This is a genomic window from Curtobacterium sp. PhB115, from assembly GCF_003752025.1.
Lineage (GTDB): Bacteria > Actinomycetota > Actinomycetes > Actinomycetales > Microbacteriaceae > Curtobacterium.
In genome coordinates this window covers 117,165-144,164 of the sequence record NZ_RJKR01000011.1, presented here as the reverse complement: position 1 = coordinate 144,164, position 27,000 = coordinate 117,165, and the positions used below count along the sequence as shown (strand labels likewise).

Here is a 27,000-nt window from a genome sequence, read left to right as displayed (position 1 = left end):
AGATCGGGAGGAGCGATGACGACGTCGATGGTTCCACGCCGCTTCGCCGCACTCCGGGACCGGCACTCCCGCCCGTACCTGTTCTCCGCGGGCCTGTCGATGATGGGCGACAACATCGAGCACGTCATCACATACTGGGTGCTCTGGCAGGAGTTCCACTCGCCCGCGCTCGTCGGGTTCGAGGTCGTCAGTCACTGGCTCCCGTTCCTGCTGCTGTCGGTGTGGTTCGGCGGCCTCGCCGAGAAGTACGACTGCCGGCGGTTGATCCAGATCGCGCAGGGGCTCTTCATGCTCGTGTCGGTCTGCTGGGGCGTCCTGTTCCTGACCGGCACGCTCCAGGTGTGGGAGGCGTGCGTGCTCCTCGTCCTGCACGGGTGCGCCGGGGCGTTGTGGGCGCCGGCGGAGCAGATGCTCCTGCACGACTACGCCGAGCCGGCCGACCTGCCCGGCGCCGTCCGGATGAACGCCACGTTCCGGAGCCTCGGCGTGCTCGCCGGGCCCGTCGTCGGATCGGTGCTGCTGCTCGGCCTCGGCTCTACCTGGGGCATCTTCGCGAACGTGCTGTTCTACCTGCCGATGACGCTGCTCATGCTCCGGACGCCGTACACCGGGCACACCCGCAGCGGGTACGTGCACCGGGCCCGGCTGACGATCGTGGACGGGTTCCGGACCATCCGGCAGGTCGGCGGTGACCCGGTGCTCGTCGCCATGATCGTCCTCGCCGGACTCGTCGCCCTCTGCGTCGGCGGGTCGCTGCAGGTGTCGATCCCGTCGTTCGCCGATGCCCTCGGGGCCGGTGCCGCCGGGCTCGGGTACGGCGTGCTGCTCTTCGCGAACGGTGCCGGCGGCGTGCTCGGCGGCTTCCTGCTCGAGGCCACCGGGGCGCTGAAGCCGAACACCCGCGTGGTGATCGTCACGACGGTGCTGTTCGGGGCCACCACCGCGGCCGTCGCCCTGACCGGCAGCTTCGCCGTCGCGGTCATCGTGCTGTTCGTCGGCGGGGTCGCGAACATGGCGAGCACCTCGATCGGCCAGGCGGTGGTCCAGCTCCGCGCCCCCGTCGAGCAGCGCGGCCGCGTGGTCGGCGTCTACAACATGTTCGGCAGCGGCCTGCGCACGGGGAACGGGCTGTCGCTCGCCGTCCTCGGCGCAGCGGTCGGGGTCGGCTCGGCCGTCGCGATCGGCGGCGCAGCACTCGTGGTCGGCGCACTGGTCGTCGCCGTGGTCATCGCGGTCCGTCGTCGTCAGGCGTCGCTCGGCTGACGCACGGACGGGGTACGGAGGTCGTCGAGCGCGCGCATGGCGGAGGCGGTTAGGCTGACGTGACCCACGATGACCAGCAGCGACCTCGACTCTCCGAACACCCCGACCGGCACCTCTCCACGGACGGGAACCGCGTCGTCCCACGGGAAGACGATCCTGATCGGTGAACACGCGGTCGTCTACGGCGCTCCGGCCCTCGTCCTGCCGGTCCTCGACGCCCAGGTCACGGCCACGGTGACGCCGATCAGCACGGACGCCGCCGTCGACGGCGGCCTGCCGGTCGGCCACCACCTCGAGTCCGCGGTGCACACCGGCCCGCTCGACCTGGCCCCCGCTGCCGTGATGCCCACCGTGACCGCCGTCACCGCGACGCTGCGGCACTTCGGGGTCACCGACCGGCACTTCCACGTCCGGGTCGACAGCCAGGTCCCGACCGCCCGGGGCATGGGGTCGAGCGCCGCGGTCGCCGCCGCCGTGACCGCCGCCGTCGCCGACGCCCTGGGCGAGACGCTCGACGTCGAGACGCACCACGCGCTCATCCAGGAGTGCGAACGCGTCGCACACGGTCGCCCCTCGGGACTCGACGCGCGTGGGGTCGTCGCGAGTGCTCCGGTGTGGTTCGAGGCCGGCCGGATCGAGCCCGTCGAACTCGGCGACCGCTTCACCTTCGTCGTCGCCGACACCGGCGTCCCCGGCCACACCCGAGAAGCCGTCGCGGCCGTCCGGGAGCGCCGCGACCAGGACCCGGACGCCGTCGACGCCGTCATCGCGCAGATCGGCGGGCTCGCCCGACAGGCGCGGGGGACACTCGTGGATGGCGGAGCACAGGCGCTCGGTGCCACCATGGACGCCGCGCACGAACTGCTCACCGCACTCGACGTCTCGAGTGCGGACCTCGACCGGCTCGTCGGTGCCGCCCGAGCCGCGGACGCCCTCGGTGCGAAGCTCACCGGTGGCGGGCGGGGCGGGTGCGTCCTGGCCCTCGCCGCCGACGACGACCACGCGGACCGCATCGCGGCCGCACTCCGCGGCGCAGGTGCCGCAGCCACCTGGACCACCACGATCGGAGCCCGCGCTTGATGACCGCCACCGCCGTCGCGCACCCCAACATCGCCCTCGTCAAGTACTGGGGCAAGGCGGACGCGCAGCTCGCGCTGCCCGCGACGGGCAGCGTCTCGATGGGGCTCGACGTGTTCCCGACGACGACGACCGTCACGGTGGACGGCGGACGGGAGGCGCGTGATGCGTTCACGCTGAACGGTCGCGTCGTCGACGACGGTGCGCTGGTGCGGGTGCAGCAGTTCCTCGACCTGGTGCGGGAGATCGCGGGGTCGTCCGAGCACGCGTCCGTGGTGTCCGAGAACACCGTGCCGACCGGAGCCGGGCTCGCCTCGAGCGCGTCGGGGTTCGCGGCGCTCGCCACCGCGGCCGCCGCGGCGTACGGCCTCGACCTGTCCCCGCGCGACCTGTCCCGCCTGGCCCGACGCGGATCGGGGTCGGCCACGCGGTCGATCCCCGGCGGCGTCGCGGTCTGGCACGCCGGTGACGACCAGGGCTCGTTCGCCGAACCGATCCCGGCGCCGCCGATGGCCATGGTGGTCGTGACGATCGACGCCGGACCGAAGCCGATCGGCTCGCGCGAGGCCATGCGCCGCACCATCGCCACGTCGCCGTTCTACCCGGCGTGGGTCACGTCCACGACCGAGACCGTCGGCGACATGCTCGACGCCTGCGCCGCGGGGGACTTCACGCGCATCGGCGAGATCACCGAGAGCAACGCGCTCCGCATGCACGCCACGATCGAGGGCGCGTTCCCCCCGATCCGCTACCTCAACGCCCGCAGCGTCGCCGTGTTCGACGCGGTCGGCGAACTCCGCGCCGGCGGGCTCGAGGCGTACGCCACCGCTGACGCCGGGCCGAACGTCGTCGTGCTCACGAAGCCGGAGGACCGCTCCGCCGTGGCCACCGCGCTCGCGTCGTTCGGCGACGTCATCGAGTCCGGCACCGGACCTGCCGCACGGGTCCTCCGCTCCGAAGAGTCGGGGAGCAATCCCGACCAGAAGGAGTCCGCCGAGTGATCGAGTTCCGCGCCCACGGCAAGCTGTTCGTCGCCGGTGAGTACGCCGTCGTCGAGCCGGGCCAGCCGTCCGTCCTCATCGCCCTCGACCGCGCCATCACGGCCCGTGTGTCCGAGGCGCACGGTGCGGGCAGCGTGCACTCGGAGGAGTACGGCCACCTGCCCCTGACGTGGACCCGCGCCGAGGACGGCCTCGCCCTGGACCGCGAGCACCACCCCTACGACTACGTGATGGCGACGATCGACCTCGTCGAGAAGCTCCGTGCCGAGCGGGGGATCGCGCCGCGGTTCCACGACCTGCGCATCGAGAGCCAGCTCGACGACGCCAGCGGCCGGAAGTTCGGACTCGGGTCGTCGGCCGCGGTGACCGTCGCGACCGTCGGCGCGCTCGACCGCTTCTACGGCATCGGCCTGACGCAGCGGCAGCGCTTCCAGGTCGCCCTGCTCGCGACGATCCGCGTGAACCCCCGGGCCTCCGGCGGCGACCTCGCCGCGAGCACGTTCGGCGGCTGGCTGCGGTACAGCGCGCCGGACCGGGAGCGGCTTGCCGTGCTCCTCGACGATCACACGGTCTCCGAGATCCTGACCGACACCGACGCGTGGGAAGGCTTCGACGTCGAGCGACTCCCGGCGCCGGAGAACCTGCGGCTGCTCGTCGGCTGGACGGGTTCGCCGGCGTCCACCACGAAGCTCGTCGGCGTCGTGCGCCGACACCGCAACGGCGGGTACCAGGCGTTCCTCGACGAGAGCCGCAGCTGCGTCGACGACCTGACCACGGGCCTCCAGACCGGCGACGCGGAGCAGACGCTCGACGCACTCCGACGTGCCCGGGTGCTCATGCAGCGCCTCGGTGACTCGGTCGGGTCGAAGATCGAGACCGAGCGACTCGCGACCCTCTGCGACATCGTCGAGTCGGCGGGCGGGGCGGCGAAGCCGTCCGGCGCCGGCGGCGGCGACTGCGGCATCGCGCTCGTCCCGGTGGACATCGACCCCGCCGGCATCCACCGCGCCTGGGAGGCGCACGACATCAGGCACCTCAGCGTCGCGGTGCGAGCACCAGAAGGAGCCCTCGATGAGTGACCTGCTCACGCCGATCCCGACCAAGTGGGTCGGGCCGATCCGGATCAGCGGCAACGCGGTCCAGGGCGAGCACGAGGTACCGCTCGCCACGTACGAGTCCCCGCTGTGGCCGTCGGTCGGCCGGGGCGCCCGCATCTCGCGCATGGTCGAGGACGGCATCGTCGCGACCGTCGTCGACGAGCGGATGACCCGTTCCGTCGTCGTCCGCGCCGCCAGCGCTGCCGCAGCCCACGTCGCCGCGGGGCAGATCCTCGCCCGGCAGGACGAGCTCGAGGCGCTCGTCGCCGGGCAGAGCCGGTTCGCGAAGCTCATCGAGGTGCACCCGGAGATCGTCGGGGACCTGCTGTTCCTGCGCTTCGCGTTCACCACGGGCGACGCTTCCGGCCACAACATGGTCACGCAGGCGGCGGACAAGCTCCTGCCGGCGATCCTCGCGTGGCAGCCGGGCCTGCGGTACGTGTCGGTCTCCGGCAACTTCTGCACGGACAAGAAGGCCACCGCGGTGAACGGCATCCGTGGTCGCGGCCGGAACACCATCGCCGAGATCGTGATCCCGGGCGAGATCGTCGAGAAGCGGCTCCGGTCCAGCACCGAGCACATCGTCGAGCTGAACATCGCGAAGAACCTGATCGGGTCGACCATCGCCGGGGCCCTTCGCTCCGCGAACGCCCACTACGCGAACATGCTGCTCGGGTTCTACCTGGCCACCGGCCAGGACGCCGCCAACATCGTCGAGGGCTCGCAGGGCATCACGAGTGCCGAGAACCGCGACGGTGACCTGTACTTCGCGACCTCGCTGCCGCACCTCATCGTCGGCACGGTCGGCAACGGCAAGGGCGGGGACCTGCCCGTCGTCGAGGACGCCCTCGTGCGCCTCGGCTGCCGCGAGGACCGCGAGCCCGGTGCGAACGCCCGCCGCCTGGCGGCACTGTGCGCCGCGACCGTGCTGTGCGGGGAGCTCTCGCTCCTGGCCGCCCAGACGAACCCGGGCGAGCTGATGGCCGCCCACGTCGCCATGGAACGCCGTGGCGCCCGACCGGCCGGGGGTGCAGCATGACCGCGAACGGTGCGCTCCGCGTCGGGATCCACGACCTGGCCATCGCCACCGGCCACCACGTCCTCGACCTCGACGACCTGGCCGAGCGCCTCGGCGTCGACCCGGCGAAGTACCACGTCGGCATCGGGCAGGACGCCTTCAGCGTGCCCGCCCCGGACGAGGACATCGTCACGATGGGTGCCGCGGCCGCGAAGGAGATCATCGACCGCCACGGCGTCGAGGGCATCCGCACGGTGCTCTTCGCGACCGAGTCCGGGGTCGACCAGTCCAAGGCCGCCGGTGTCTACGTGCACGGGCTGCTCGGACTGCCGAAGGCCGTCCGCGTCGTCGAGCTGAAGCAGGCCTGCTACGGCGGGACCGCCGCCGTCCAGCTCGCCCTCGGCATCGTCGCCCGTGCGCCGCACGAGCGTGTGCTCGTGATCGCCGCGGACGTCGCCCGGTACGACGTGGACACCGCCGCCGAGCCGACCCAGGGTGCCGGTGCCGCCGCGATCCTGGTGTCCGCCGACCCGGACCTGATCGAGATCGAGCCGGCCGCCGGGGTGTTCACCGCCGACGTCGACGACTTCTGGCGACCGAACGACCGCTCCACCGCCCTCGTCGACGGTCGCCTGTCCGTGAGCGCGTACGTCGACGCGTTCGTCGGCGCCTGGGACGACCTCGCCGACCAGGGTGGCCCGGCGTACGAGGACATCCTGCGGTTCGTGCACCACCAGCCGTTCACGAAGATGGCCCTCAAGGCGCACCGGAAGCTCACGCAGCACGTCGGCGCACCGTTCGACGAGTCGGACCTGTACGTCGGGTTCACGTACAACAAGCAGACCGGCAACACCTACACGGCGTCGCTCTGGATCGGGCTGGCGGCGCTGCTCGACCTCGACGAGGGGCTCGCCGGCGAACGCATCGGGCTGTTCAGCTACGGCTCGGGCAGCGTCGGCGAGCTCATCACCGGCATCGTGCAGCCGGAGTACCGGTCGCACCGCCGGGTCGGGCGGGTCCGGCAGCTGCTGTCCGCCCGCGTCCCGCTGACCGTGGACGCGTACCGCGAGCTGCACGCCGCCGGGGCAGCGACGAGCGAGGACGTCGAGCGTCCGCACGTCACGACCGCGCCGTACCGGTTCGCGGGCGTGCGCGGTGGCGCACGCCGCTACGAGGCGACCGCGCAGGTCTGACCCCTTCGCGAAAGCGACAGATCTCTGCGGAACGTTCGCAGGGATCTGTCGCTTTCGCGTGACGGACTGGAGGCGCGGTGCCAGCTGGCACCGCGCCTCCAGTCCGTCACCCGGTCACGCCGAGGCGGACAGGAGCTCGCGTTCCAGACGCTGGTAGCTCGTCTCCATGCCGTCGGTCATGCCGGTGGCGAGGATCATGTCCCGCTGCGTGCTGTCCGGGTAGGTGACGAGGAGCGTCAGCAGCGTGACGCCGTCGGCCTCGTCGAACTGCAGGTCGTTGGTGTTCGGCGGGAACGGCGCACCGGTCATCCGCTCCGTCGTGACGATCCGGCGCTCGGGGTCGACGACGAGGTTCTCGCCCTCGAACCCGAACGCTTCACCCTCGGTGTCACCCGTCGGCGCCCACGCGTTCCGGTACGAGCCGCCGGGCACCAGGTCGGTCTCGCAGACCGTCATCTCCCAGCCGTCCGGGCCGAGCAGCCAGCGGCGCATCAGCTCGGGCTCGGTGTGCGCGCGCCACAGCAGGTGCCGCGGCGCCGGGAACGCGCGGGTGATCCGGACGTGCGTGTCGTCGACGACGTCCGTGACCGTCCCCCTGCCGAGGGCGTACTCGCGGAGGTCCGCCAGCACCGTGTCGAGCTGGCTGAACGCCTGCTCGTAGCCGTCGGCCATGCCCATCTCGAGCATGGTCTCGAGGTCGGCGGCGGACGCGAACGACGACAGCACCGTGACCCGGGAGCCGCTGCCGACCGACTCGAAGGTCAGGACCGTCTCGCCGGCCGGCAGGGACTCGTCCACGGTGCCGTCGGCGTCGGTGAAGAGGTCGCGGAAGGTGATCCGCCGGTGCTCGTCGACCTCGGTGACCTGCCAGACGGCGTGGAAGCGCTCACCCTGCGGCGAGGTCATCCGGTAGTCGGCGCGGCCGCCGGGGCGGAGGTCGAACGAGGTGAACGTCGCGGGGAACGCGGGCGGGCCCCAGAAGCGCTCGAGCTGGCGCGGGTCGGCGAAGGCGGCCCACAGGCGTTCGACGGGGACGGCGGCGTCGGCGACGAGCGTCAGGGTGAGTGACTCGGCGTCGGTGTGGACGGAGGTGGTGGGCATCGTTGCTCCTAGCGGTCTGGGTCTGGTGGTCTCTCGGCGAGCGGGGGGTCTTCGGCGAGCGGGGTGTCTTCGGCGAGCAGGGTGTCGAGGCGGTCGATCCGGCCGCGCCAGAGGCCGCCGTAGGCGTCGAGCAGGGCCCGGACCCGGTCGAGCTGGTCCGGCTCGGCGCGCACGATGCGGGTGCGGCCACGCGCTTCCTTGCTCACGAGCCCGGCTCCTTCGAGGACGGCGACGTGCTTCTGGACGGCGGCGAACGACATCGAGTACGCGTCCGCGAGTTCGCTCACGGACGACGCCCCGACCAGCGTGCGCCGGACGATGTCACGCCGGGTCGCGTCGGCCAGTGCGTGGAACACACGGTCGACCTCGGCGTCACTGAGGGCTACTTGTACAACCATTTGGTTGTAGGTTAGACCCGCTCCCACTCGTCCACAAGGGGTCACGCCCGGTAGTCTTGCCGCGGAGATCGGAGGGGCGATGCCAGCAGGTCGGAGCGCGACGGACGCCGTCGGTGTCCTCGTCGCCACGCTGCCGAGCGCGCCGCGGCTCCCCGACGTGGTCGACGCCGTCGGTCGCCTGGTCGGCAAGCCCACCCGCGTGGTGGACGTCGACGGTCCGAGCTGGGGGCCGCTCACCGCGCTCGTCTCGCAGTTCGAGCACGAGAACCTCGTGCTCGTCCCGGCAGGAGCCCCGGCGCTCTACCGCATGCACTGCGTCCTGCACGAGCTCGGTCACCTGGTGCACGGCGACATCGGTTCCCCGACGACCGAGGGGATCGCCGAGTTCGCCTCCGGCGGCCACGTCTGCCGGCGGGCGCTCGACAGCGAGCCCGGACTCGTCGCGGTCACCGGCGACGACGAACACTTCGCCGAACGCTTCGCCTACGAGTTCGCCACCGTGCTGCTCGCCAGCGGCTCCGGCGGCTCCGGCGCGGACGAGCGGGCCTACGGCTGATGGCGGTCCTGCACGCCGCGGCCTTCTGGTTCGCGGCGCTGATCTTCCTCGCCCGGACGCCGTACGTGCTCCGGAACCCGCGCGGCCGCGCGGCGTGGGGTGCCACGGGTGTCGGTGCGCTCGGACTCCTGACCCTGGGCAGCGTCGTGCCGCAGCCCGTGCTCGACGGGCTGCTCGGCGGGACCAACCTCATCAACCTCGTGCAGAACGTCTGCGCGGTCACCGCGTTCTGGCTGATGCTCCGCGCGAGCACGTCCGACCTGCCGGAGCGACCGGTGCTCGCGAGCCCGCTGGCGCTCCTCGTCGTGGTGGTGGCGTTCGCGGTGCCGTTCTTCGCCGTGCGCGACCGTGGCGGCACCGACTTCCACTTCATCGTGCGGGGGATCGACCAGCCGGCGATGTGGCTGTACGCCTCGATCTACATGCTCGCCGTCGCCGTCGTCGCGGCGACCACGCTCCGGTCCGGCGTGCTGCGGAACCCCGTCGCGCTCGTCGTGTTCCGGGTCGGGCTGTCGCTCGTCGTCATCGCGAGCATCGACGAGATCGCGTCGCTCACGGTCGACCACTTCACGCTCTTCGGCCCCGCGCTCCGCGACGGCCTGCGACTCGCGTTCGACCCGCCGTTCTACCTGGGGATCGTGCTCATCGTCGTCGCGATGGCCTCGCTGACGTTCCGACGATGGGAGCGCGACCTCCGCTGCCGTCGGCACAACCGTCGACTCCGGCGCATCGCCCGACGGCACCAGGTCCGGGCCGTCGAGCGGGACGGTGACGTGCAGGCACGGACGTACGACCTCGTCATCGCCATCCGTGACGCCGAGGTGCGGGGCCGGGCCCTCGACGACGCCGAGCTGGCCGAGGTGCGGTCCGCCGAACTCACCCTGACCCGGAGCCTCGGAGGCTGATGCAGATGACGATCCTCTGGTGGGTGCTCGGCACCCTCGTGCTGCTCGGCGTGGTGTTCGTCCTCGTGCTCCGCGTGGTCGTGGGCAAGATCGTGCTGCCGGGCGGCGACCGGTGGACCCCGGTGGTGGAGAGCAGCGCCGACTCGATCCGGCTGCCCATCACGGACGACACCGTGCGGCCGGGGGAGTACGGCCTGTGGCACGACGGCACCGGCCACACCACGGTCGGTCCGGTGCTCGAGGTCGACGAGGCCGCGGGCACGGTGCGCCGCGCGGTGGTCCGCACGACCGGCGACGTGTCGTCGCGGGTGCGGTGGAGCGGGCACGTGCACCCGGACCCGGAGGCGATGGACGTGGACTGGTCGGAGGTCGACGTGCCGACCCCGGTCGGCCCGGCGCCGGCGTGGGTCATCCGGCCGACGGTGGCGGTGCCCCTGCCCGCGCCCGCGCCCGCGCCCCTGCCCGCGCCCGAGCCCGCGCCCCTGCCCGCGCCCGCGCCCGCGCCCGCGCCCGCGCCCGCGCCGGTGTCGGCTCTGGACGGCACCGCCGCGGCGGCCCGCACCTGGGCCGTCCACGTGCACGGCATCCGGACCACCCGGGTCACCGCACTCCGGACCGTCCCGTCCGCACTCGAGCTCGGCTGGACCTCGATCGTGCCGTCGTTCCGCGGCGACGGCGAGGCCCCCTGGGAGGGCCGGGCGTCGCACCTCGGCGCCCGCGAGTGGCCCGACGTCGAAGCCGCTCTCGACCACGCCGTCGCACACGGTGCCGAGCGGATCGTGATCGCCGCCTGGTCGATGGGTGCCACGATCACCCACGAGCTCCTGTCCCGCTCCGCCCACCGTGCCCGGATCGCCGGACTGGTCCTGGTCGCCCCGGCGCTGGACTGGTCGGCCACGATCGGTTCCCAGGCGTCCCGCGCGGGACTGCCGGCGTTCGTCGTCGGGGCTGCCCTCGGTGCGATGGCGACGCCGGTGCTCTGCCGCCTGGTCGGACTGCGCTCGGTGGTCGACGTGCGGGCGCTCTCCTGGCTGCACACCCCGCCGGAGCTCCCGCCGACACTCCTCATCCACTCGTCGGGCGACACCACCGTGCCGTTCTCGGTGAGCCAGCAGTTCGCCGCGGACCACCCGGACGCGGTCACGTTGGCCGTCAGCGAGCCGGCGGAGCACGCTTGGGAACGGAACGTCGACGCGGTCTGGTTCGACGCGCAGGTCACCGCCTGGGCGTCGAGGGCCGCGCGCACCGGTGCGGGGGAGTAGAAGGACGCATGGGTCAGCTCATCTACGACGGCCAGCCGCTCGACCTCCGCATCGACGACCGGTCGCTCACGCACCTGCAGATCGTCATCGTGAACATGCTCCGGCGCGAGCACCGTTTCGCGTTCTCGTGGAAGGACGACGTCATCCACGGCAACGGCCGGAGCACGATCTGGCTGCACCCGAGCGTGAGCCTGCACTTCAAGTTCTCGGGCAGCCGGGTGCCCTCGATCAACCGCAGCTGGCTCGAGGACCTCTACGCTTCGGCCACGTCCGGCTCGGGACTCGTGCTGACCCCGGAGCCCGTCGACACGAGCACGGCCGACGACTCGGCGTGGTCACGGGCCGTCGCACCCGGCGACACCGAGGACGACGCATCGGGGACATTGCGGCCTACCACAGGCCACTGATCCTCGTCAACGGGTTCCGGACCGGCCAGACTCGTCGTACGTTTTCTGTACCGCGGTGCAGTGTCGTCCCCCAGCGTCGGCATCCAGGGAGCCGATGCAGGCACGATCCGCGGCAGGAGGGGAACCCGAATGGCCGCGACGCAGTGCGCGCCCGGCACCGATCAACCATCGGTCGCCACGGGGTACGCACGACGGGAGTCCCGGATCAGGAGACTCACCGTCCAGGCAGCAGGGTCGTCGTACCCGGTTGCCGGCGTCGCGCAGATGGGCTCGTCGGTCAGTCCCCACTGACCGAAAAACACCTCCGGGAACGCCCCGGCTGTCGGATTCGGGTTCCGCGGCCGGGGCGTTCTGCTGCGCGCGCAGGTGCGCGACCGGTCGCTCAGTACACGTCGCGGACGTACCGCTTCGACCGACGCAGGTCGGCCAGGTACGACAGGGCGTCGTCCTCGCTGCCGCCACGGCCGGTCCGGATGACGTCGAGCAGCGCCGCCTCGACGTCCTTCGCCATCCGCGAGGCGTCACCGCACACGTAGAGGTGGCCGCCCTCCTCGAGCCAGGCGAAGAGCTCCGCGGACTGCTCGCGCATCCGCGTCTGCACGTAGACCTTCTCGGCCTGGTCGCGTGAGAACGCCAGGTCGAGCCGGTCGAGCACGCCCTGCTCCTGCAGTTCGGTGAGCTCGTCCCGGTACACGAAGTCGGTGTCGCGGTGCTGGTCGCCGAAGAACAGCCAGTTCCGCCCGGTCGCACCCGCAGCCGCGCGCTCGTGCAGGAACCCGCGGAACGGCGCGATGCCGGTGCCCGGGCCGATCATGATCATCGGCGCGGACGCGTCCGTCGGCACGCCGAACGCGGCGTTCGGCTGCAGGTAGACGTCGACGGTGCCGTCCTGGTCGACCCGGTCGGCCAGGAACGTCGACGCGACGCCGGCGTGCATCCGGTGCGGGTCGCCGTAGCGGACGGACGCGATGGTCAGGTGGATGCGGTCCGGGTGCGCCAGCGGGCTCGACGAGATCGAGTACTGGCGGGCCTGGAGCGGCCGGAGGTTCGGCAGCAGTTCGTCGAGTCCCGGGGCGGCCGGTCCGGCGTCGCGGAGCAGGTCCAGGACGTCACGGCCCCACAGCCAGCGGTCGAGTTCGTGCTTGTCGCCGTGCGACACGACGGCGGCCAGTTCGCTCGACGGTGCGCGCTGCACGAGGTCCGCGATGAGGTCCTTCGAGGGGGTCCGGATCTCACGGTCGGTCCGCAGCACCTCGGTGACCGGCCGGCCGTCGAGCTCCTCACCGCCGTTCGCGCCGACCTGCTCGAGCAGTTCGTCGACGAAGACCGCGTCGTTGACCGGCACGACCGCGAGGGCGTCACCGGCGGCGTACTCGATGCCGGAGTCGCCGAGGTCGAATTCGTAGTGCCGGATCTCCTTCGCGCTGCGCGGCGAGGACAGCAGGCGGTTCTCGACCAGACGCGACGGGTACGGGTTGCGCTTGTTCCACTGGGAACCCGGCCGGGAGGCACGGCTCGCGCCCGCCCCGCCCGTCGCGCTGCCACCGTCGCCGGCACCACCGCCCGTGGCCCCGCCGGGTGCGCCCGTCGCGCCGGCCTCGGCGGCAAGCCGGTCGAGGACCGCGGCGGACCAGAGCGCGGCGGGGTCCTCGAAGTCGACGTCGCAGTCCACGCGGTCGTGGATCCTGGTCGCGCCGAGCTGCTCGAAGCGGGTGTCGATGAGCTTGCCGGCCTGGCAGAACTCGTCGTAGCTGGTGTCGCCGAGCCCGAGCACGGCGTACTGCAGGCCCTCGAGCCGCGGCACCGTGCTGGCCTGCACCGCGTCCCAGAACAGGCCGGCGTTGTCGGGCATCTCGCCCTCGCCGTAGGTCGAGGTCACGACGAGCACGTGCGACATCCCGGCGAGCTGCTCCGGGGTGACGGCGTCGAGCGCGGTGGCACGACCGCCGAGACCGCGGGTCTTCGCTCCGGCGACGAGCTCGTCGGCGAGGAACTCGGCGTTGCCGGTCTGGGTGCCGAAGAGCACGTCGATCGTCGTCGTGGGGGCGGCGCCCGACGCCTTCTTGCCGGCGGCGGCGATGCCCGCGATGAACCCGGCGAGCCAGGACTCCTGGGCGGCCGAGAAGGGTGCGTCGACCGGGATCAGCGAACCGGACGGGGGGAGCGTGCTCACGCGGTCACCGCCTCGGTCGGTGCCTGCGGGGCACGGCGGGCGATGTCCTCGAGCGCCGCGGTCGCGAGGAGCTCGTCGAAGCGGGCCTCGCGGACGCGGCCGTCGTTCTTCGCGTTCTGGTGCATGATCCACCCCGTGGTGCCCGGTGCGTCCATGCTGCGGTTGTTCCGCTGCGTGAGCGCGCGCTTGTAGTCGTCGAGTCGCTTGATCGCGATGAGGGTCGCGAGCTCGTCGTCGGCGAACCGGTCGAGCGTGCCGCGGAGGTACTTCACGACGCGCTGCTTCACCGAGAAGTCCTCGGTGAGCACGAGGTTCTTCACGGCCTCGGCGACACGGGGGTCGTTCGGCCCCAGGGCCCCGGGGACGCGCTCGAGTGCGACGTCCTGCGCGACGCCGAGCACGGTGTACGACGACAGGAGCGAGAACATGTCGTCGCCCTGGTCGCCGAGCGCCGGGGCACGGCCGTCGAGGACGGTGCGCTGGTCGCGGTAGTCGAGCTTGAACGCACGGAGCTTGTCCGTGGCGATCGAGGTCGCGAGCTCGTCGAGCAGCTCGGTGCGGGTCGCGGCGGCCAGGATCTCGCCGGCGTCCTGCGACAGCAGGAGCGCACGGGGCATCCCGACGAAGACGTGCTGACGGGTGGTCTCCCAGTCGGCGAGCAGGCGCTCGGCGAGTGCCGAACCGGTCGCCTCGAGGTGCCACTCGAGCAGCAGGCGGGCGCCGGCTTCGTGGAAGGCGCCGCGCTCGGTGTCGGTGACCGGGAACACGAGGAGCGAGTCGGTGCTGGCACGCTCGGCGACCTGGCCGGACGGGTCGTACTGGTACAGGAACCCGCCGGACATGCCGTTGCCGAGGCCCTTGCCGAACGCGCCGAGGTTGAACACGGCACCGCCCGTCATGTACTCGCAGCCGAAGTCGCCGACGCCCTCGACCACGGCCGTCGCGCCGGAGTTCCGGACGGCGAACCGGTCGCCGGCCTCGCCCTCGACGAACGTGCGTCCGCCGGTGGCCCCGAAGAGCGCGAAGTTGCCGACCAGGACGTTGCCGCCCTGTTCGGCGCTGCCGCCGCCCGGCGCGCGGACGATGATCCGCCCGCCGCTCTGGCTCTTGCCGACGCCGTCGTTCGCGGTGCCGGTGTGCTCGAGCACGATGCCGTCGTTGTTGAACACGCCGTACGACTGCCCGGCGGAGCCCTGGGTGCGGATCGTGACCGCACCGTCGACCAGCCGGCGACGTCCGCGGTCGTCGGTTGCCACGGCGGGCAGGCCCTGGACGTCCTCGGCGCCGAGCTCGTGGTTGAGCAGGCGCTCGACGTCGATGCCGAGCTGCCCGCCGACGGACTTGTCCGCGTTGCCGAGCAGGACGCCGTGCACGAGCACGTGCTCCTGGGCGTGGTCGACCAGCGCCGTCCGGATGCGCTCGAGCAGCGCGTCGTCGGTGTGGAAGTCCTTCTCCAGGTACTCCGGGTCGGCGACGACCTTCTCCGGCACCTGCGCGAGCAGGGCGCGGGCGTCGAGACGACCGACGCTCGCCGGGTGGTCCAGGAGCTGGAGCAGGTCCGTGCGACCGCGGGCCTCGCGCAGGGAGCGCAGGCCGAGGCGGGCGAGGATCTGCCGCACGTCGTGCGCGATGTTGAGCAGGTACTGCGCGAGGGCACGCGGGTCGCCCTCGAACGCCTCGGCGTTCGTGGTGAGGCCGGCCGGGCACTTCACGTTGCAGTTCTTCGCCATCACGCAGCCGAGCATCATGAGCGCGGTGGTGCCGAACTCGAAGCTGTCACCGCCGAGCAGCGCGCTCGTCACGACGTCGGAGCCGGTCTGGTGCGCGCCCGAGCAGCGGAGCGTGACCTTGGAGCGCAGGCCGTTGGCGACGAGGGCCTGGTGGACCTCGGCGACGCCGATCTCCGCCGAGCGGCCCGCGTACTTCAGGCTCGTCACGGCCGCGGCGCCGGTGCCACCGGTGTTGCCGGCGACGTTGATGACGTCCGCGCCGGCCTTGGCGACGCCCACGGCGATGGTGCCGATGCCCTCGGAGGACACGAGCTTCACGATCACCCGGACGCGGGCGGCCTTGCAGTCGTGGATGAGCTGCGCCAGGTCCTCGATCGAGTACGTGTCGTGGTGCGGCGGCGGCGAGATGAGCTCGACGCCCGGCGTGCCACCACGAGCCGCGGCGATGTCCACCGTGACCTTCGGCGCGGGCAGCTGGCCGCCCTCGCCGGGCTTCGCGCCCTGGCCGATCTTGATCTCGAGTTCCTCGAGCATCGGGTCGGCGAGGTAGCCCGCCCAGATGCCGAAGCGACCCGAGGCGAACTGCTTGATCCGGGAGCCGCGGATGGTGCCGTAGCGGGAGTGGTGCTCGCCGCCCTCACCGCTGTTCGACATGCCGCCGACCATGTTCGTGCCGTGTGCGACGGCTTCGTGGGCGGTGGCGACGAGGGCGCCGTGGCTCATCGCGCCGGACGCCAGGGTGCGGGTGATCTCGTGCGCCGGCTGGACCTCGTCGAGTGCGACGCTGTCGGGGGCGCTCTCGAGCAGGGCGAGCAGCTCGACGGCGGCGCCGGTTGCGCGGAGCGTCACGTGGGTCTCGTCGACGGAGTCGACGTCGACCTGGCCGGGGTGCAGCAACGCGAGGCCGTCTGCCAGGGCCTGGTGGCGCAGTGCACCCGTGGTCCCCGTCGACGCGAGCGCGAGGCGGAACCGCTCCGTCCCTCCCGGCAGGTCCTGGTCGTCCGTCGGACGCGAGCCGGACAGCCCGCGCACGGTGACGCTGGCGTTGCCGGTCGTCGAGAACCGACCGAGCTCGCGGGCGAAGTCCTCTGCCGTGTCGATGCCGGTAACGTCCGCCGGCAGGGCGAGCACGTCACGGAGCGCTGCGGGACGGCGCGACCGCTCGTCGTGCGTGGTCTGCAGGAACGTGACGTAGCCCGGCGTGATGCGGTGCGTGTCGATCTCGGCGTCGCTGAGACGGTCGTACCCGGTGTTGCGGTACGCGGCGTCCGTGATGCCGAACGAGTCGTCGAGCTGGCCGAGCGTGAGCAGGCGCAGCGCGTCGGAGTCACCGGAGCGCTCGAACGCCGGACGCTCCTCGGTCATCCCGCCGAAGCCGCGGACGCTCGCGACGCCGAACGAGTGTCCGGCACCGTCCGAGCGCTCCTTGAACAGGCCGAGCAGGGGCACCTGGCCCTCGGACGCGACCGAACGGGCACGTTCGTGCCAGTCCGTCGCGGCCTGCGCGATGCGGGCGAAGCCGACGCCGCCGACCGGGGCCTGCATGTGCGGGAACACCCGCGCCAGGACGTCGTCGCCGGTGTCGAGGTAGTTCGGCTCGAAGAACGCGCCACCGATGTAGCTCTCGGCGGTGCACAGGCCGACGCGGCCCATGGTCTTCGCGAGGGCCTTCTCGGCCGCCTTGCGGAACTGCTTGAGCGCCAGGTCCGTCGCGGTGAGCTCACCAGCCGGGGCCGGGGCTGCGGGGTACTTCTCCTCAGCACGCAGGCGCGCGGACAGGCTGTACACAGCGGAGGCACCGAAGCCGAGCGCCGTGGCCACGTGGTGTGACGATGGCAGCTGACCGCTCTCCGCGACCACGGACACCCGCAGACGCAGGCCGGTCTCGATGAGTCGCTGGTTCACGGCGGCCACGGCCAGGATCACCGGGAGGGGCGCATGGGTCGACGAGACCTCGCGGTCGGTCAGCACGGCGATGCCACCGGTCGTCCCCGCGAACTGCTCCACCGCGTCGCACAGGGCGTCCACCGCACCGCGCACCGCGTCCGCGTTCGCCTGCTCGTCGCCGAGCACCGGCACGTAGAGCATGTCGAAGCGCTCGAGCGGCACGATGTCCTGGTCGCGCAGGCGCACCATGTCCAGGTGGCCGAGGATCGGCGACTGCACGACGAGCTGCCGGCTCGTCGAACCAGTGCCGTCGGGCTTCGCGCCGAGGGCCACACGCATGCTCATGCCGTCGGCCTCGCGGATCGAGTCCAGCGGCGGATTCGTCACCTGGGCGAAGCGCTGCGAGAAGTACTTCGCCATGCCGCCCTCGGTGTCGCTCAGGGCGTTGATGGCGTTGCCGTAGCCCATCGCCGAGATCCGTTCCGAGCCGTTCTGCAGCATCGGGTCGAGCATGAACCGGAAGCTCTCCTGGTTCAGCGAGTACGCCACGTACCGGCCGGCCAGCGACAGGTCGCCCGCGTAGCCCAGGGTGTTCCTCGTGCGGTCGTACGCGGGCGCGGGCAGGTCGTCGAGGTTCACACGGGCGGTGTCGAGCAGGGTGCCGTAGTCGCGACGAGCCGCGAGCATCCGGAGGACCTCGTCGGTCCGCATCCGGGTGCCGGTGCGGTGGTCGACGACGAGCATGCCGCCGGCCTCGATGCGGCCGCGGTGCACGACCTCGTCGGCGTCGAACGTGACCTGGCCGGCCTCCGACGAGACCATCAGGTACTCGGTGGTCTCGACGGTGCGGAGCGGACGCAGCCCCAGGCGGTCGAGGCGCGCGCCGACGACGTCGCCGTCGCTGAAGATCACGGCGGCGGGGCCGTCGTTCTTCTCCTCGTAGAGCGAGAAGTACTCGAGCATGTCCCGCACGTCGGCGGTCAGGGTGCGGTCGTTCTCCCACGCCGGTGGCATGAGCGAGACCACGGCCTCGACGATCTCGAGCCCGTCGTCGAACACACGGCTCTGCAGGGTCTGGTCGAGCCGGCTCGAGTCGGACTGCCCTGGTGGGCGGACGATGCTGCGGGTGCGGGCACGGGCGAGCGCCTCGTCCGACAGCCGGTTCTTCCGGTCGGTGTTCAGCTCGCCGTTGTGCGCCATCAGACGGAACGGCTGCGCCATCGTCGGGTGCGGCTCGGTGTTGGTCGAGAACCGGGTGTGGAAGTACAGCGTCCGCACCGAGTGACGCGGGTCGCGCAGGTCCGTGAAGTAGCCGATGACCTCGCCGGAGTTCAGCCGGCCCTTCAGGATCTGGGTCCGGGCGCTGAGCGACAACGGGTACAGGGCGGCGTGCTCGGCGCGCTGCTCGGCGGCCTCGCCGTACGACACCGCCTCGATCGCGAGCAGGGCACGGTTCGCTGCGGCGTCGACCTCGGTGCGCTCCCACTGCTCGGGCGCGCGGAAGACCCACTGCACGATCGGCAGCTGGTACTGCTCGGCCTCGGGGCGGGCGACGGAGTGGTCCACCGGGACGTCGCGGACGACGAGCAGCTCGAACCCCTGCTGCTCGATGGCGTCCGTGACGGTCTGCACGGCGCGGGCGCGGTCGGTTGCGCCGCTCGGCGTGGTGTCGCTCGGGGCGGTCTCGCTCGGTACGAAGCAGTTCGCGACGCCGAAGTGGCCGGCGCGGAGCTCCTGGCCGGTGATCGCGCTGAAGAACTCCACCGACAGGTCGATGCTGACGCCGGCGCCGTCACCGACACCCTCGGCGGACTTGCCGCCGCGGTGGGGGATGGCGCACAGCGCTTCGTCGCCCTTGCGGATGACGTCGTGGCTCGGCGTCCCGTCGAGTCGGGTGATGAAACCGACGCCGCAGTCGCTCGATTCGCGGGCAGGGTCGTAGAGACCGAAGGAGGTGGGGTTCACGTGTGCGGGTCCAGTGGGGCGTTGCCGGCAGCGGACGGCCAGGCTGCTTCGATGGAGCGCTCGCCGCGGGCAGACCGGTGGTGGCAGTCGGGCCCTGTGGGGTTGTGGTGCGGTAACGCGATGCTACGGCTTGGTATACCGCCCACGCAACACCGCGGGGGACGCGCCGGCCCGACGTTCCCCAGTGTGCGAGGTTCCGCGCGGTGTGCGGGCCTCGCGCCGTGCCACGGCGTGCGGAACCTCGCACCGTGCGACACGCGGGCGGGGGTCGCGCCTGCCGGGCGTGCTGCGGGCCCGTCAGGCCGCGCGGTCGTCGACGGCGATCGGCTCCGTCACGGCCGTGCTCGCATCGGCAGCGGGGGTCGTCCCCGGGCGGATGAGCTCCGGGCGACGGCGTCCGCTCCGGAACACCCAGGCCTTGAACAGCACGAACCGCACGCAGGTCGCGACGAGGTTCGCGGCCGTCAGCACCAGGATCTCCGCGCTGTGCGAGGCACCCGGTGCCGCGGTGTGCAGCACCACGAGCGAGCCCGACGTGATCGCCCACGCGATGCCGAACACCACCAGCCCCTGCACGTGGTGCCGTCCCGCGCCGGACCTGCCGCGGAGACCGAACGTGAAGCGCCGGTTCAGTGCGGTGTTCCCGACGGCCGTCAGCAGCAGGGCGGTGAAGTCGGCGGTCTGCGCGCCGATCGCCGGCCGGAACAGGGCGTACAGCACGGCGAATGCCACGGTCGACAGCACACCGATCGCGCCGAACCGGAGCAGCTGGCCGAGGAACCCGACGTGCGGTGGGGTGAACGGCCGTCGACCGATCGCGTCGTACACGGCACCGACGGGGACCCGGCCCGTCGCGATGCCGCGGGACACCCGCCACATGCCCTTGAGGTCCTCGGTCGCGGTCGAGGCGATCTGCACCGACGAGTTGACGTCGTCGACCCAGTCCACCGGGACCTCGTGGATGCGCAGCCCGGCGTGCTCGGCCAGCACGAGCATCTCGGTGTCGAAGAACCACGCGTCGTCCTCGCACAGCGGCAGCAGGTGCTCGGCCGCCTGCTTCGTGACGGCCTTGAACCCGCACTGGGCGTCCGAGAACGACACCCCCATCGTGGTCCGGAGCAGCAGGTTGTACGAGCGGGAGATGAACTCGCGCTTGCTGCCCCGCACCACCCGCGACGAGTCGGCCAGTCGTGTCCCGATGGCCAGGTCGGAGTGCCCGGACAGCAGTGGGGCGACGAGGGGCTCCAGCGCCGCGAGGTCGGTCGACAGGTCCTCGTCCACGTACACGAGCACGCTCGCGGGTGAGTCAGCCCACACGGCCTTGAGCGCCCGACCGCGGCCCTTCTCCGTCAGGTGCACCGCCTGCACGCCGGCGAGCATCGCGGCGAGGTCGTCGGCGATCCGTGCGGTGTCGTCGGTCGAGGCGTTGTCCGCGATCGTGATCCGCCACGTGTGGTGCAACGACGTCCGACAGAACTGGTGCAGGCGCCGGACGTGGGCGGCGAGCGTGTCCTGCTCGTTGTGGCAGGGGACGACGATGTCGATGTCGAGGGTCTGGTTCGTCTCCGTCATGCCGCTCATGCTCGGCAGCGGGCATGCGGGGACCGATGCAGTGTGCTGTGCCCCTCGTAAGAAGCGCGTCCCGGCGGACTTTCGCGCTCAGCGACACCTCACGCGCCCGTCGCCCCGTGAGGTGTCGCTGAGCCCGTGAGCGGGCAGACGGCCGACGGACGGCGGGCGGGCAGACGGCCGACGGACGGACGGCGGACGGACGGCTGGCCGGCGGTCGCTCGCTCAGCGGGGCAGCAGGATCTGCACGACGGCGATCACGGCGAGCACCGCGATGGGGACGCCGGCGATCCAGGCACCGGCGCGCATCTGGGTGCGGCGGATCGTGGGCGCCGTGTGCGAGCTGCGGGCGAACTCCGTCGCGGCGACGAGCTCCGGCGCAGCCGCAGGCGGTGCGGGCTCCGGCTGGGGGCGGTCGTCCTCGAACGCCGGGACCTCGACCACCAGGTCCGACGGGTCGGGTCGGCCCGGCAGCTCGCCGTACGCCTTCGTCATGCGACCAGTATGCGCTGGCGTCCGGGTCGTCATCCTTCGTGAGCAGAAATGGTCGAGTGGCGCCACAGCAGGCGACCATTTCTGCTCACGAAGCGGGCGCAGCGGGTGCAGCGGGCGCAGCTCACGCAGCGGGCGCTGCTCACGCAGCGGGTGCAGCTCACGCAGCGGGCGCAGCTCACGCAGCGGGCGCCGGCACCGCTCCCGGCAGGTCCACCGTGAACGCCGTCCGGCCCGGCTCGGACGCCACCCGGACGGAGCCGCCGTGCGCCGCGACCACCGCGCGCACGATCGCCAGCCCGAGGCCGCTCGTGCCGTGCTCGCGGGAGCGCGACGCCTCGCCACGGGTGAAGCGGTCGAACAGGGTCGGCAGTGCGGCGTCCGGGATCGGCGGCCCGTCGTTCGCCACCACGAAGCGTGCGACCCCGGACGGTCCGATCCGCTGCAGCGACACCACGACCGCGGTCCCCGCCGGGGTGTGCGTCCGGGCGTTGGCGAGCAGGTTCGTGACCACCCGCCGGAGCTGCGCCGCGTCGCCGGACACGACGAGCGGGTGGTCGTCGACGATCTGCAGCGTCCACCGGTGCTCGGGTGCGATGGCGCGGGCGTCCATCGTCGCCTCGACCACGACGGACGTCAGGTCGACGGGACCGTGCGTGGGCGACACCCCCACCGACCCGGCGTCCAGGGCGGTGGCGTCGAGACGAGCGAGGAGGAGCAGTTCCTCGACGAGGTCGCCCATCCGGACGGCCTCCCGGCCGATCCGTTCGACGTTCCGGTGGACGGCGTCCAGGTCCGAGGCCCCGGCGGTCAGCTCCGCGTACGCCCGCACGGTCGCGATCGGCGTCCGGAGCTCGTGCGAGGCGTCCGCGACGAACGTCCGCATCCCGGCCTCGGCGTCCCGCCTAACCGTGAGCGCCCGGGCGACGTGGCCGAGCAGCCGGTTCAGTGCGGTGCCGACCTGGGCGACCTCGCGGTTCGCGGTCAGGTCGGCACCGGACACCCGCACCGGGATGTCGGGGTCGCCGCGTTCCAGGTCGAGCGCGGTCACGTCAGAGGCGACCGCGGCGACACGTTCGAGGGGGCGGAGCGACCGCCGGACGAGCAGCGCGAGGGCCCACGCGGCGACGACGAGGCCGAGCACGGTGACGATACCGATCACGAGCAGCAGGCGGGCGATCGCGGCGTTCAGGTCGCCGAGGGGGAGGGCCGTGACGAACACCTCGTCGTCGTCGCCGACGGCCTGCACGCGGAAGGCCCCGAGCGAGCCGAGGTCGACGGTCGCCGGTGCCGCTCCACTGTCGACCGCGGCGAGGGTCGCCTCCTGCGCCGACGACAGGCCGTGCTGGTCGCCGTCGCTGTCGGTGTAGCCGCCGAGCACGACCTCGCCGTCGCGGACGATCGCCACGACCGTCCCGGCGGACTGGCCGGGCGCACCGATGAACGCGTTGTCGGGGTCGGGCGGGTCCGACGGGTCCGACGGGTCCGACGACGATCCCGACCCGGACTCCGACCCGGGAGGCGGTCCGGTCGGCGAATCGCCGCGCTCCCGGCCGCCGACGGTCCGGTTCGCCGCGGTGGACAGTTCGGCGTCGAGCCGGTCGACGAGGTACCCGCGGAACGCGACGACGGTCACCGCGCCGACGACGACGTTGGTCGCGACGAGCAGCAGGGCGACGGCGGCGACGATCCGCCAGCGCAGCGACGGCACGCGTCCGGCGCGCGGCTCTCGGGGACGACGAGTGCCGTCCCGGGAGGCCCGGATCACCTTCCCGCGTCGGCTCACGTCGTCGGTCGGAGCACGTACCCGGCCCCGCGCACGGTCTGCAGCATCGGCTCGCGTCCGGCGTCGAGCTTCTTCCGCAGGTACGACACGTACATGTCGACGAGGTTCGACGACGAGCCGAAGTCCATCCCCCAGACGCTGGCGAGGAGCTGGTCCCGTGACAGGACCCGGTTGGCGTTCCTGGCGAGGTGGCGCAGGAGCTCGTACTCGGTCGGCGTGAGCTCGATCGGGTCGTCGGAGCGGCTGACCGTGCGGGCGTCCTCGTCGAGCCGGAGGTCACCGACCACGACCTCGGCGGTGCCGGCGACCGCGGCGACCCGCGCCGAGGTCCGGGCGAGGATCCGGGCACGGACGAGCAGCTCCTCGATGCCGAAGGGCTTCGTCAGGTAGTCGTCGCCACCACGGGTGAGTCCGGCGAGGCGGTCCTCCGGTGCGTCTCGTGCGGTGAGGAAGAGCACCCGGACGCCGTCGCGGGCGTCGCGGAGCCGCTCGAGGACCTCGAACCCGTCGATGTCGGGCAGCATCACGTCGAGGACGATCACGTCGGGCTGGAACTCCCGTGCCGCGAACAGCACGTCGCGGCCACGGTGGACGGCGCGTACGGCCCAGCCGTCCCCCTCGAACGCGAGGGCGACGGCGTCGGCCAGGGCGTGTTCGTCGTCGACGACGAGGGCGCGGACGGGTGTGCCGTCGGTGCGCTGCAGCGGTTGGCCGGTCACGCCCGCGAGCCTATCCACCGCGCCCTCGTCGTCGGTCACTTCGTGGTGCTCAGGTCGTAGACGGTCTGCCCGCCGACCGTCGTGGACGCGTAGTTCGCTGCGACCCACTCCTGGATCGCCGACGCGGTGGAGGACCCGCCGCCCATCCCACCGCCGGCGCCGGACGCGATGTAGTACCCGATGTCCCCGTCGGCGACGTACGCCTCGAACTGGGCGAGCGTGGGTGTGGGGTCGCTCGACCAGCCGCCGATCGCCATCACGGCGGTGTCGGTGTCGAGTTCGAGCTGCGCGGCCGACTGCGATCCGTTGACGGCGGCCGCCCACTTCGCGTCGGATGCCTCGAGGAGCTTCTGCAGTGCCGACGAGGTGGTCGTCCCCTCGCCGCCCGTCCCGTCCCCGCCGGTCATGCCCTCCGGCGGGGTGCCGCCGGGACCCTGCTCGGAGTCCGACGTGCTGTCGGAGCCGTCGCTCTCGGAACCGGAGGCCGATCCGCCGGGGCCTCCCGTGCCTCCAGGCGGGGTGCCCGTGCCGCCGGTGCCGCCGCCCGTCATGCCGGAGCTGCTCCCTGCCGGACCGACGCTCGGGATCGAACCGGTGTGCGCGACGGTCGTCGTGGCGAGGGCGTAGGCGGTGGTGCCGGTGAGCCCGAACAGCGTGCCGGCGAGGACACCGACGGTGACGAGCTTGCGGAGGCTCGGCAGGTTCCCCATCACGATCGCCACCGCGGACAGGAGCCCGCCGGCGAGCATCACCCAGCGCAGCCACGGCAGCCACGTCGGGTTCTCGTTGAGCAGGCACCAGCCCCAGAAGGCGGTGATGCCGATCATGGCGGCGAGGCCCATGCGCCCGACGAAGCGGGCCCGTGCGTGCCAGAGCAGTGCGCCACCGGTGCCGACGAGACCGGCGATCGCCGGGGCCAGGGCCACCGTGTAGTAAGGGTGGATCGTGCCGGACATGTACGAGAAGACGAGGCCGGTGACCAGGAGCCAGCCGCCCCACAGGACGAGTCCGGCACGGGCCGGGTCCGCCAGGTGTCGGCGCCCGACGACGACCAGGCCGAGCACGAGTGCGACCAGTGCTGCGGGCAGGAGCCACGAGATCTCGAGGCCCATCTCGGACGAGAACAGCCGGTTCAGCCCCGTCGAGCCGCCGAAGGAGCCGCCCGCGGTGCCGCCGGTCATGCCGCCGCCTCCGCCGCCGTTGCCCGAGCCGCCGAAGATCCGGCCGAGGCCGTTGTAGCCGAAGACCAGGTCGAGCACGGTGTTGTTCGTCGAGCCGCCGATGTACGGGCGGGACTCGGCGGGCCAGAGCCACACGGCGACGACCCACCAGCCGGCGGCGACCACCAGCGACCCGGCGGCGATGAGCAGCCCGATCACGCGCTTGCCCCAGGTGGTGCGGGCGGCGACCAGGTAGACGAGCCCGAAGGCCGGCAGCACGAGCAGCCCCTGCAGCATCTTCGTCAGGAACGCGAAACCCAGCGCGACGCCGGCCAGGGCGATCCACTTCCAACTGCCCCGCGGCAGCGCCCGCACCGTGCAGTACGCGCCAGCGGTCATCAGGAACACGAGCAGGGCGTCGGGGTTGTCGAACCGGAACATCAGGGCAGCCGCCGGCGTCGCCGCGACGACGAAGCCCGCGAGGAGCGCACCGACGTTCGCGGTGGTGGTGCCGACCCGGGCGAGGGTGCGGCGGACCGTACCCCACACCAGCGCGACCGAACCGACCGCCATCAGGGCCTGGGGGAGCAGCAGGCTGAAGCTCGAGAAGCCGAACAGCCGCGCGGACAGCACCATCACCCAGAGCGACGCCGGCGGCTTGTCCACGGTGATGAAGTTCGACGAGTCGAGGGAGCCGAAGAAGAACGCCTCCCACGACTTCGTGCCGGCCTGCACGGCGGCGGCGTAGAAGCTGTTGGCGTACCCGGAGACACTGAGGTCCCAGAGGTACACCACTGCCGTCACCGCGAGGAGCGCCCAGAACGCCGGGCGGAGCCAGCGGGCGTCCTCGCGCTCGCCGAGGAACAGGCGGGCGAGCGGCTTGCGACGCCGATCCTGCGCGTCACTGCGCGCGGGGTCGCGTCGATCGGTCACGGGGATCGGGTAGGTGGTCATGTCGATGAGCATCCGGGGTGTTCCCCGAACGACGCACTGCGCCGCCTGTGTGCGGGCTAAGGAGTGTGGGGCGGGGTGTGCGTGGTCGGGCGCGTGCGTGGGCGGGCGCGTGCGTGCGGGCGTGGGCGCGGGTGTGGGTGTGCGGGCGCGGGTGTGGAAGTAGGTGCAGTGTGCGAGGTTCCGCGCATGGTGCGGGTCCGCGCGGGTCGCACGCTGCGCGGTACCTCGCACCGTCCCGGGCGCGACCTCGCACCGTGCGAGGTCAGGCGCGCACGGGCACACGGGCGCACGGGCGCGTGGCGGGGTGACGTGGGCGCAGTGTGCGAGGTTTCGCGCATGGTGCGGGCTCGCGCGGGTCGCACGCTGCGCGGCACCTCGCACCGTCCCGGGCGGCACCCCGCACCGTGCGAGGTCAGGCGCGCACGGGCGCGCGGGCGACCCCGCACCGTGCGAGGTCAGGCGTAGCGCTGCGCCGCCCGGAGTGCCGCCCCGGTGTACGACCCGCCGAACAGGAACACGTGCAGCAGCAACGGCGCGAGCTGGTGCAGCTCGATGCGCTCCTGCCAGCCGTCGGCGAGCCGGGACTCCTGGTCGTAGGCGGCGAGGACGGTCTCCAGCCGTGGCAGGCCGAACAGCCCGAGCAGCGCCAGGTCGGTCTCCGCGTGGCTTCCGTGCGCGATCGGGTCGATGAGCACCGCTCCGCTCGGCTCGGACGAGTCCGTCGGCCAGAGCACGTTGCCCGCCCAGAGGTCCCCGTGCAGCCGCGCCGGTCGGTCCCCGACGAGCTTCGGCTGGGGCGACCCGAGTGTGCCGTCCTGCACCCGGTCCGCGACCCGGTCGAACACGGCGGCCTGCTCGCGGTCGAACCCGCCCGCGTCGACGATGCGGCGGACGAAGTCCCGGATCCGGTACTCGGCGAAGAACTCGCCCCACGTGGCCGGTGCGTGCGCGGCATCGACGAACGGGGTGCGCGAGCGTCCCATCCGCAGTGCCGCTCCCGTCGGCCAGCCGGAGGGCGGCGCACCCCAGTGGTCGGCGCCGGCGGCGTGGGTGTGGGCGAGAGACCGCCCGAAGCGCTCGGCCTGTGCGGCGGTGGGGGAGCAGTCGGAGATCAGCTCGAGGTCGAGCACGGTCGGGCTCGGCCGGCCCAGCACCCGCGCGGTCCTGGTGCCGCCGGCGTCCTCGGCCTCGGCGAGCCACTCGAGTCCCGCGGCTTCGGCTGCGGCTTCGTCCGGGGTGGTGAAGGTCTTCACGTGCGTCTCGGCCATCGTCCCATCCTGCCGAGTG

General features: G+C 72.4%; 20 protein-coding genes. 10 read left to right on the top strand and 10 right to left on the bottom strand.

Going from position 1 to position 27,000, the window contains the following annotated elements; translation table 11 throughout:
- The first annotated feature begins 15 nt into the window (after positions 1-15).
- From EDF19_RS16070 to EDF19_RS16045, 6 genes are all read left to right on the top strand, one after another.
- Positions 16-1,263, top strand: coding sequence for an MFS transporter (locus tag EDF19_RS16070; RefSeq protein ID WP_123681868.1), 1,248 nt, complete (start codon positions 16-18; stop codon positions 1,261-1,263).
- 69 nt (positions 1,264-1,332) lie between these two features.
- Entirely contained in the window at positions 1,333-2,343 is a 1,011-nt protein-coding gene (gene mvk / locus EDF19_RS16065; RefSeq protein ID WP_123681867.1) for a mevalonate kinase, read from the top strand.
- Entirely contained in the window at positions 2,343-3,341 is a 999-nt protein-coding gene (gene mvaD, locus EDF19_RS16060; protein WP_260217244.1) for a diphosphomevalonate decarboxylase, read from the top strand. Before mvk ends, mvaD begins: the two co-directional genes overlap by 1 nt.
- On the top strand, positions 3,338-4,420 hold the full coding sequence (locus tag EDF19_RS16055) for a phosphomevalonate kinase (protein ID WP_123681865.1): 1,083 nt from the start codon (positions 3,338-3,340) through the stop codon (positions 4,418-4,420). Before mvaD ends, EDF19_RS16055 begins: the two co-directional genes overlap by 4 nt.
- Positions 4,413-5,477 (top strand): hydroxymethylglutaryl-CoA reductase, encoded by a 1,065-nt coding sequence (locus EDF19_RS16050; protein ID WP_123681864.1) that lies wholly within the window; start codon positions 4,413-4,415, stop codon positions 5,475-5,477. Before EDF19_RS16055 ends, EDF19_RS16050 begins: the two co-directional genes overlap by 8 nt.
- Positions 5,474-6,649: a hydroxymethylglutaryl-CoA synthase gene (locus EDF19_RS16045; RefSeq protein ID WP_123681863.1), complete on the top strand. Its 1,176-nt coding sequence runs from the start codon at positions 5,474-5,476 to the stop codon at positions 6,647-6,649. The genes EDF19_RS16050 and EDF19_RS16045 overlap by 4 nt, the downstream gene beginning before the upstream one ends.
- A gap of 114 nt (positions 6,650-6,763) precedes the next feature.
- Here the strand turns inward: EDF19_RS16045 and EDF19_RS16040 are convergent, their stop codons facing one another.
- On the bottom strand, positions 6,764-7,750 hold the full coding sequence (locus EDF19_RS16040) for an SRPBCC family protein (RefSeq protein ID WP_123681862.1): 987 nt from the start codon (positions 7,748-7,750) through the stop codon (positions 6,764-6,766).
- A gap of 8 nt (positions 7,751-7,758) precedes the next feature.
- Positions 7,759-8,148, bottom strand: coding sequence for a helix-turn-helix transcriptional regulator (locus EDF19_RS16035; RefSeq protein ID WP_123681861.1), 390 nt, complete (start codon positions 8,146-8,148; stop codon positions 7,759-7,761).
- 79 nt (positions 8,149-8,227) lie between these two features.
- On the opposite strand from EDF19_RS16035, the gene EDF19_RS16030 reads away from it, so the two are divergent.
- From EDF19_RS16030 to EDF19_RS16010, 4 genes are read left to right on the top strand one after another with little or no spacing between them, the layout of a single operon-like run.
- Complete coding sequence (locus EDF19_RS16030; protein WP_123681860.1) at positions 8,228-8,704, top strand: hypothetical protein; 477 nt, start codon at positions 8,228-8,230, stop codon at positions 8,702-8,704.
- On the top strand, positions 8,704-9,609 hold the full coding sequence (locus EDF19_RS16025; protein WP_123681859.1) for a hypothetical protein: 906 nt from the start codon (positions 8,704-8,706) through the stop codon (positions 9,607-9,609). The genes EDF19_RS16030 and EDF19_RS16025 overlap by 1 nt, the downstream gene beginning before the upstream one ends.
- A gap of 5 nt (positions 9,610-9,614) precedes the next feature.
- On the top strand, positions 9,615-10,871 hold the full coding sequence (locus EDF19_RS19240; protein ID WP_185022899.1) for a S9 family peptidase: 1,257 nt from the start codon (positions 9,615-9,617) through the stop codon (positions 10,869-10,871).
- Positions 10,872-10,879: 8 nt separating this feature from the next.
- Complete coding sequence (locus EDF19_RS16010) at positions 10,880-11,278, top strand: ATP-dependent DNA ligase (protein ID WP_123681856.1); 399 nt, start codon at positions 10,880-10,882, stop codon at positions 11,276-11,278.
- Positions 11,279-11,660: 382 nt separating this feature from the next.
- Here the strand turns inward: EDF19_RS16010 and EDF19_RS16005 are convergent, their stop codons facing one another.
- From EDF19_RS16005 to EDF19_RS15970, 8 genes are all read right to left on the bottom strand, one after another.
- Positions 11,661-13,451, bottom strand: a complete 1,791-nt coding sequence (locus EDF19_RS16005) for a sulfite reductase subunit alpha (protein ID WP_123681855.1) — start codon at positions 13,449-13,451, stop codon at positions 11,661-11,663.
- Positions 13,448-19,033: a glutamate synthase-related protein gene (locus EDF19_RS16000; RefSeq protein ID WP_123681854.1), complete on the bottom strand. Its 5,586-nt coding sequence runs from the start codon at positions 19,031-19,033 to the stop codon at positions 13,448-13,450. Before EDF19_RS16000 ends, EDF19_RS16005 begins: the two co-directional genes overlap by 4 nt.
- A 297-nt stretch (positions 19,034-19,330) precedes the next feature.
- Positions 19,331-20,605, bottom strand: a complete 1,275-nt coding sequence (locus EDF19_RS15995) for a bifunctional glycosyltransferase family 2/GtrA family protein (RefSeq protein ID WP_260217243.1) — start codon at positions 20,603-20,605, stop codon at positions 19,331-19,333.
- A 222-nt stretch (positions 20,606-20,827) separates the two neighbouring features.
- Positions 20,828-21,097 carry a hypothetical protein gene (locus EDF19_RS15990; RefSeq protein ID WP_123681852.1) on the bottom strand — a complete coding sequence of 90 codons (270 nt, stop codon included), beginning with the start codon at positions 21,095-21,097 and terminating at the stop codon, positions 20,828-20,830.
- 175 nt (positions 21,098-21,272) lie between these two features.
- Positions 21,273-22,805, bottom strand: coding sequence for a cell wall metabolism sensor histidine kinase WalK (locus tag EDF19_RS15985; RefSeq protein ID WP_221180687.1), 1,533 nt, complete (start codon positions 22,803-22,805; stop codon positions 21,273-21,275).
- Positions 22,806-22,876: 71 nt separating this feature from the next.
- Positions 22,877-23,599, bottom strand: coding sequence for a response regulator transcription factor (locus EDF19_RS15980; protein WP_123681979.1), 723 nt, complete (start codon positions 23,597-23,599; stop codon positions 22,877-22,879).
- Between the two features lie 35 nt (positions 23,600-23,634).
- A complete protein-coding gene (locus EDF19_RS19515; RefSeq protein WP_311317123.1) occupies positions 23,635-25,713 on the bottom strand; it encodes a glycosyltransferase family 39 protein in 2,079 nt (692 codons plus the stop codon).
- A gap of 455 nt (positions 25,714-26,168) precedes the next feature.
- Positions 26,169-26,981 carry a fructosamine kinase family protein gene (locus EDF19_RS15970; RefSeq protein ID WP_123681851.1) on the bottom strand — a complete coding sequence of 271 codons (813 nt, stop codon included), beginning with the start codon at positions 26,979-26,981 and terminating at the stop codon, positions 26,169-26,171.
- Between the last annotated feature and the right edge of the window lie 19 nt (positions 26,982-27,000).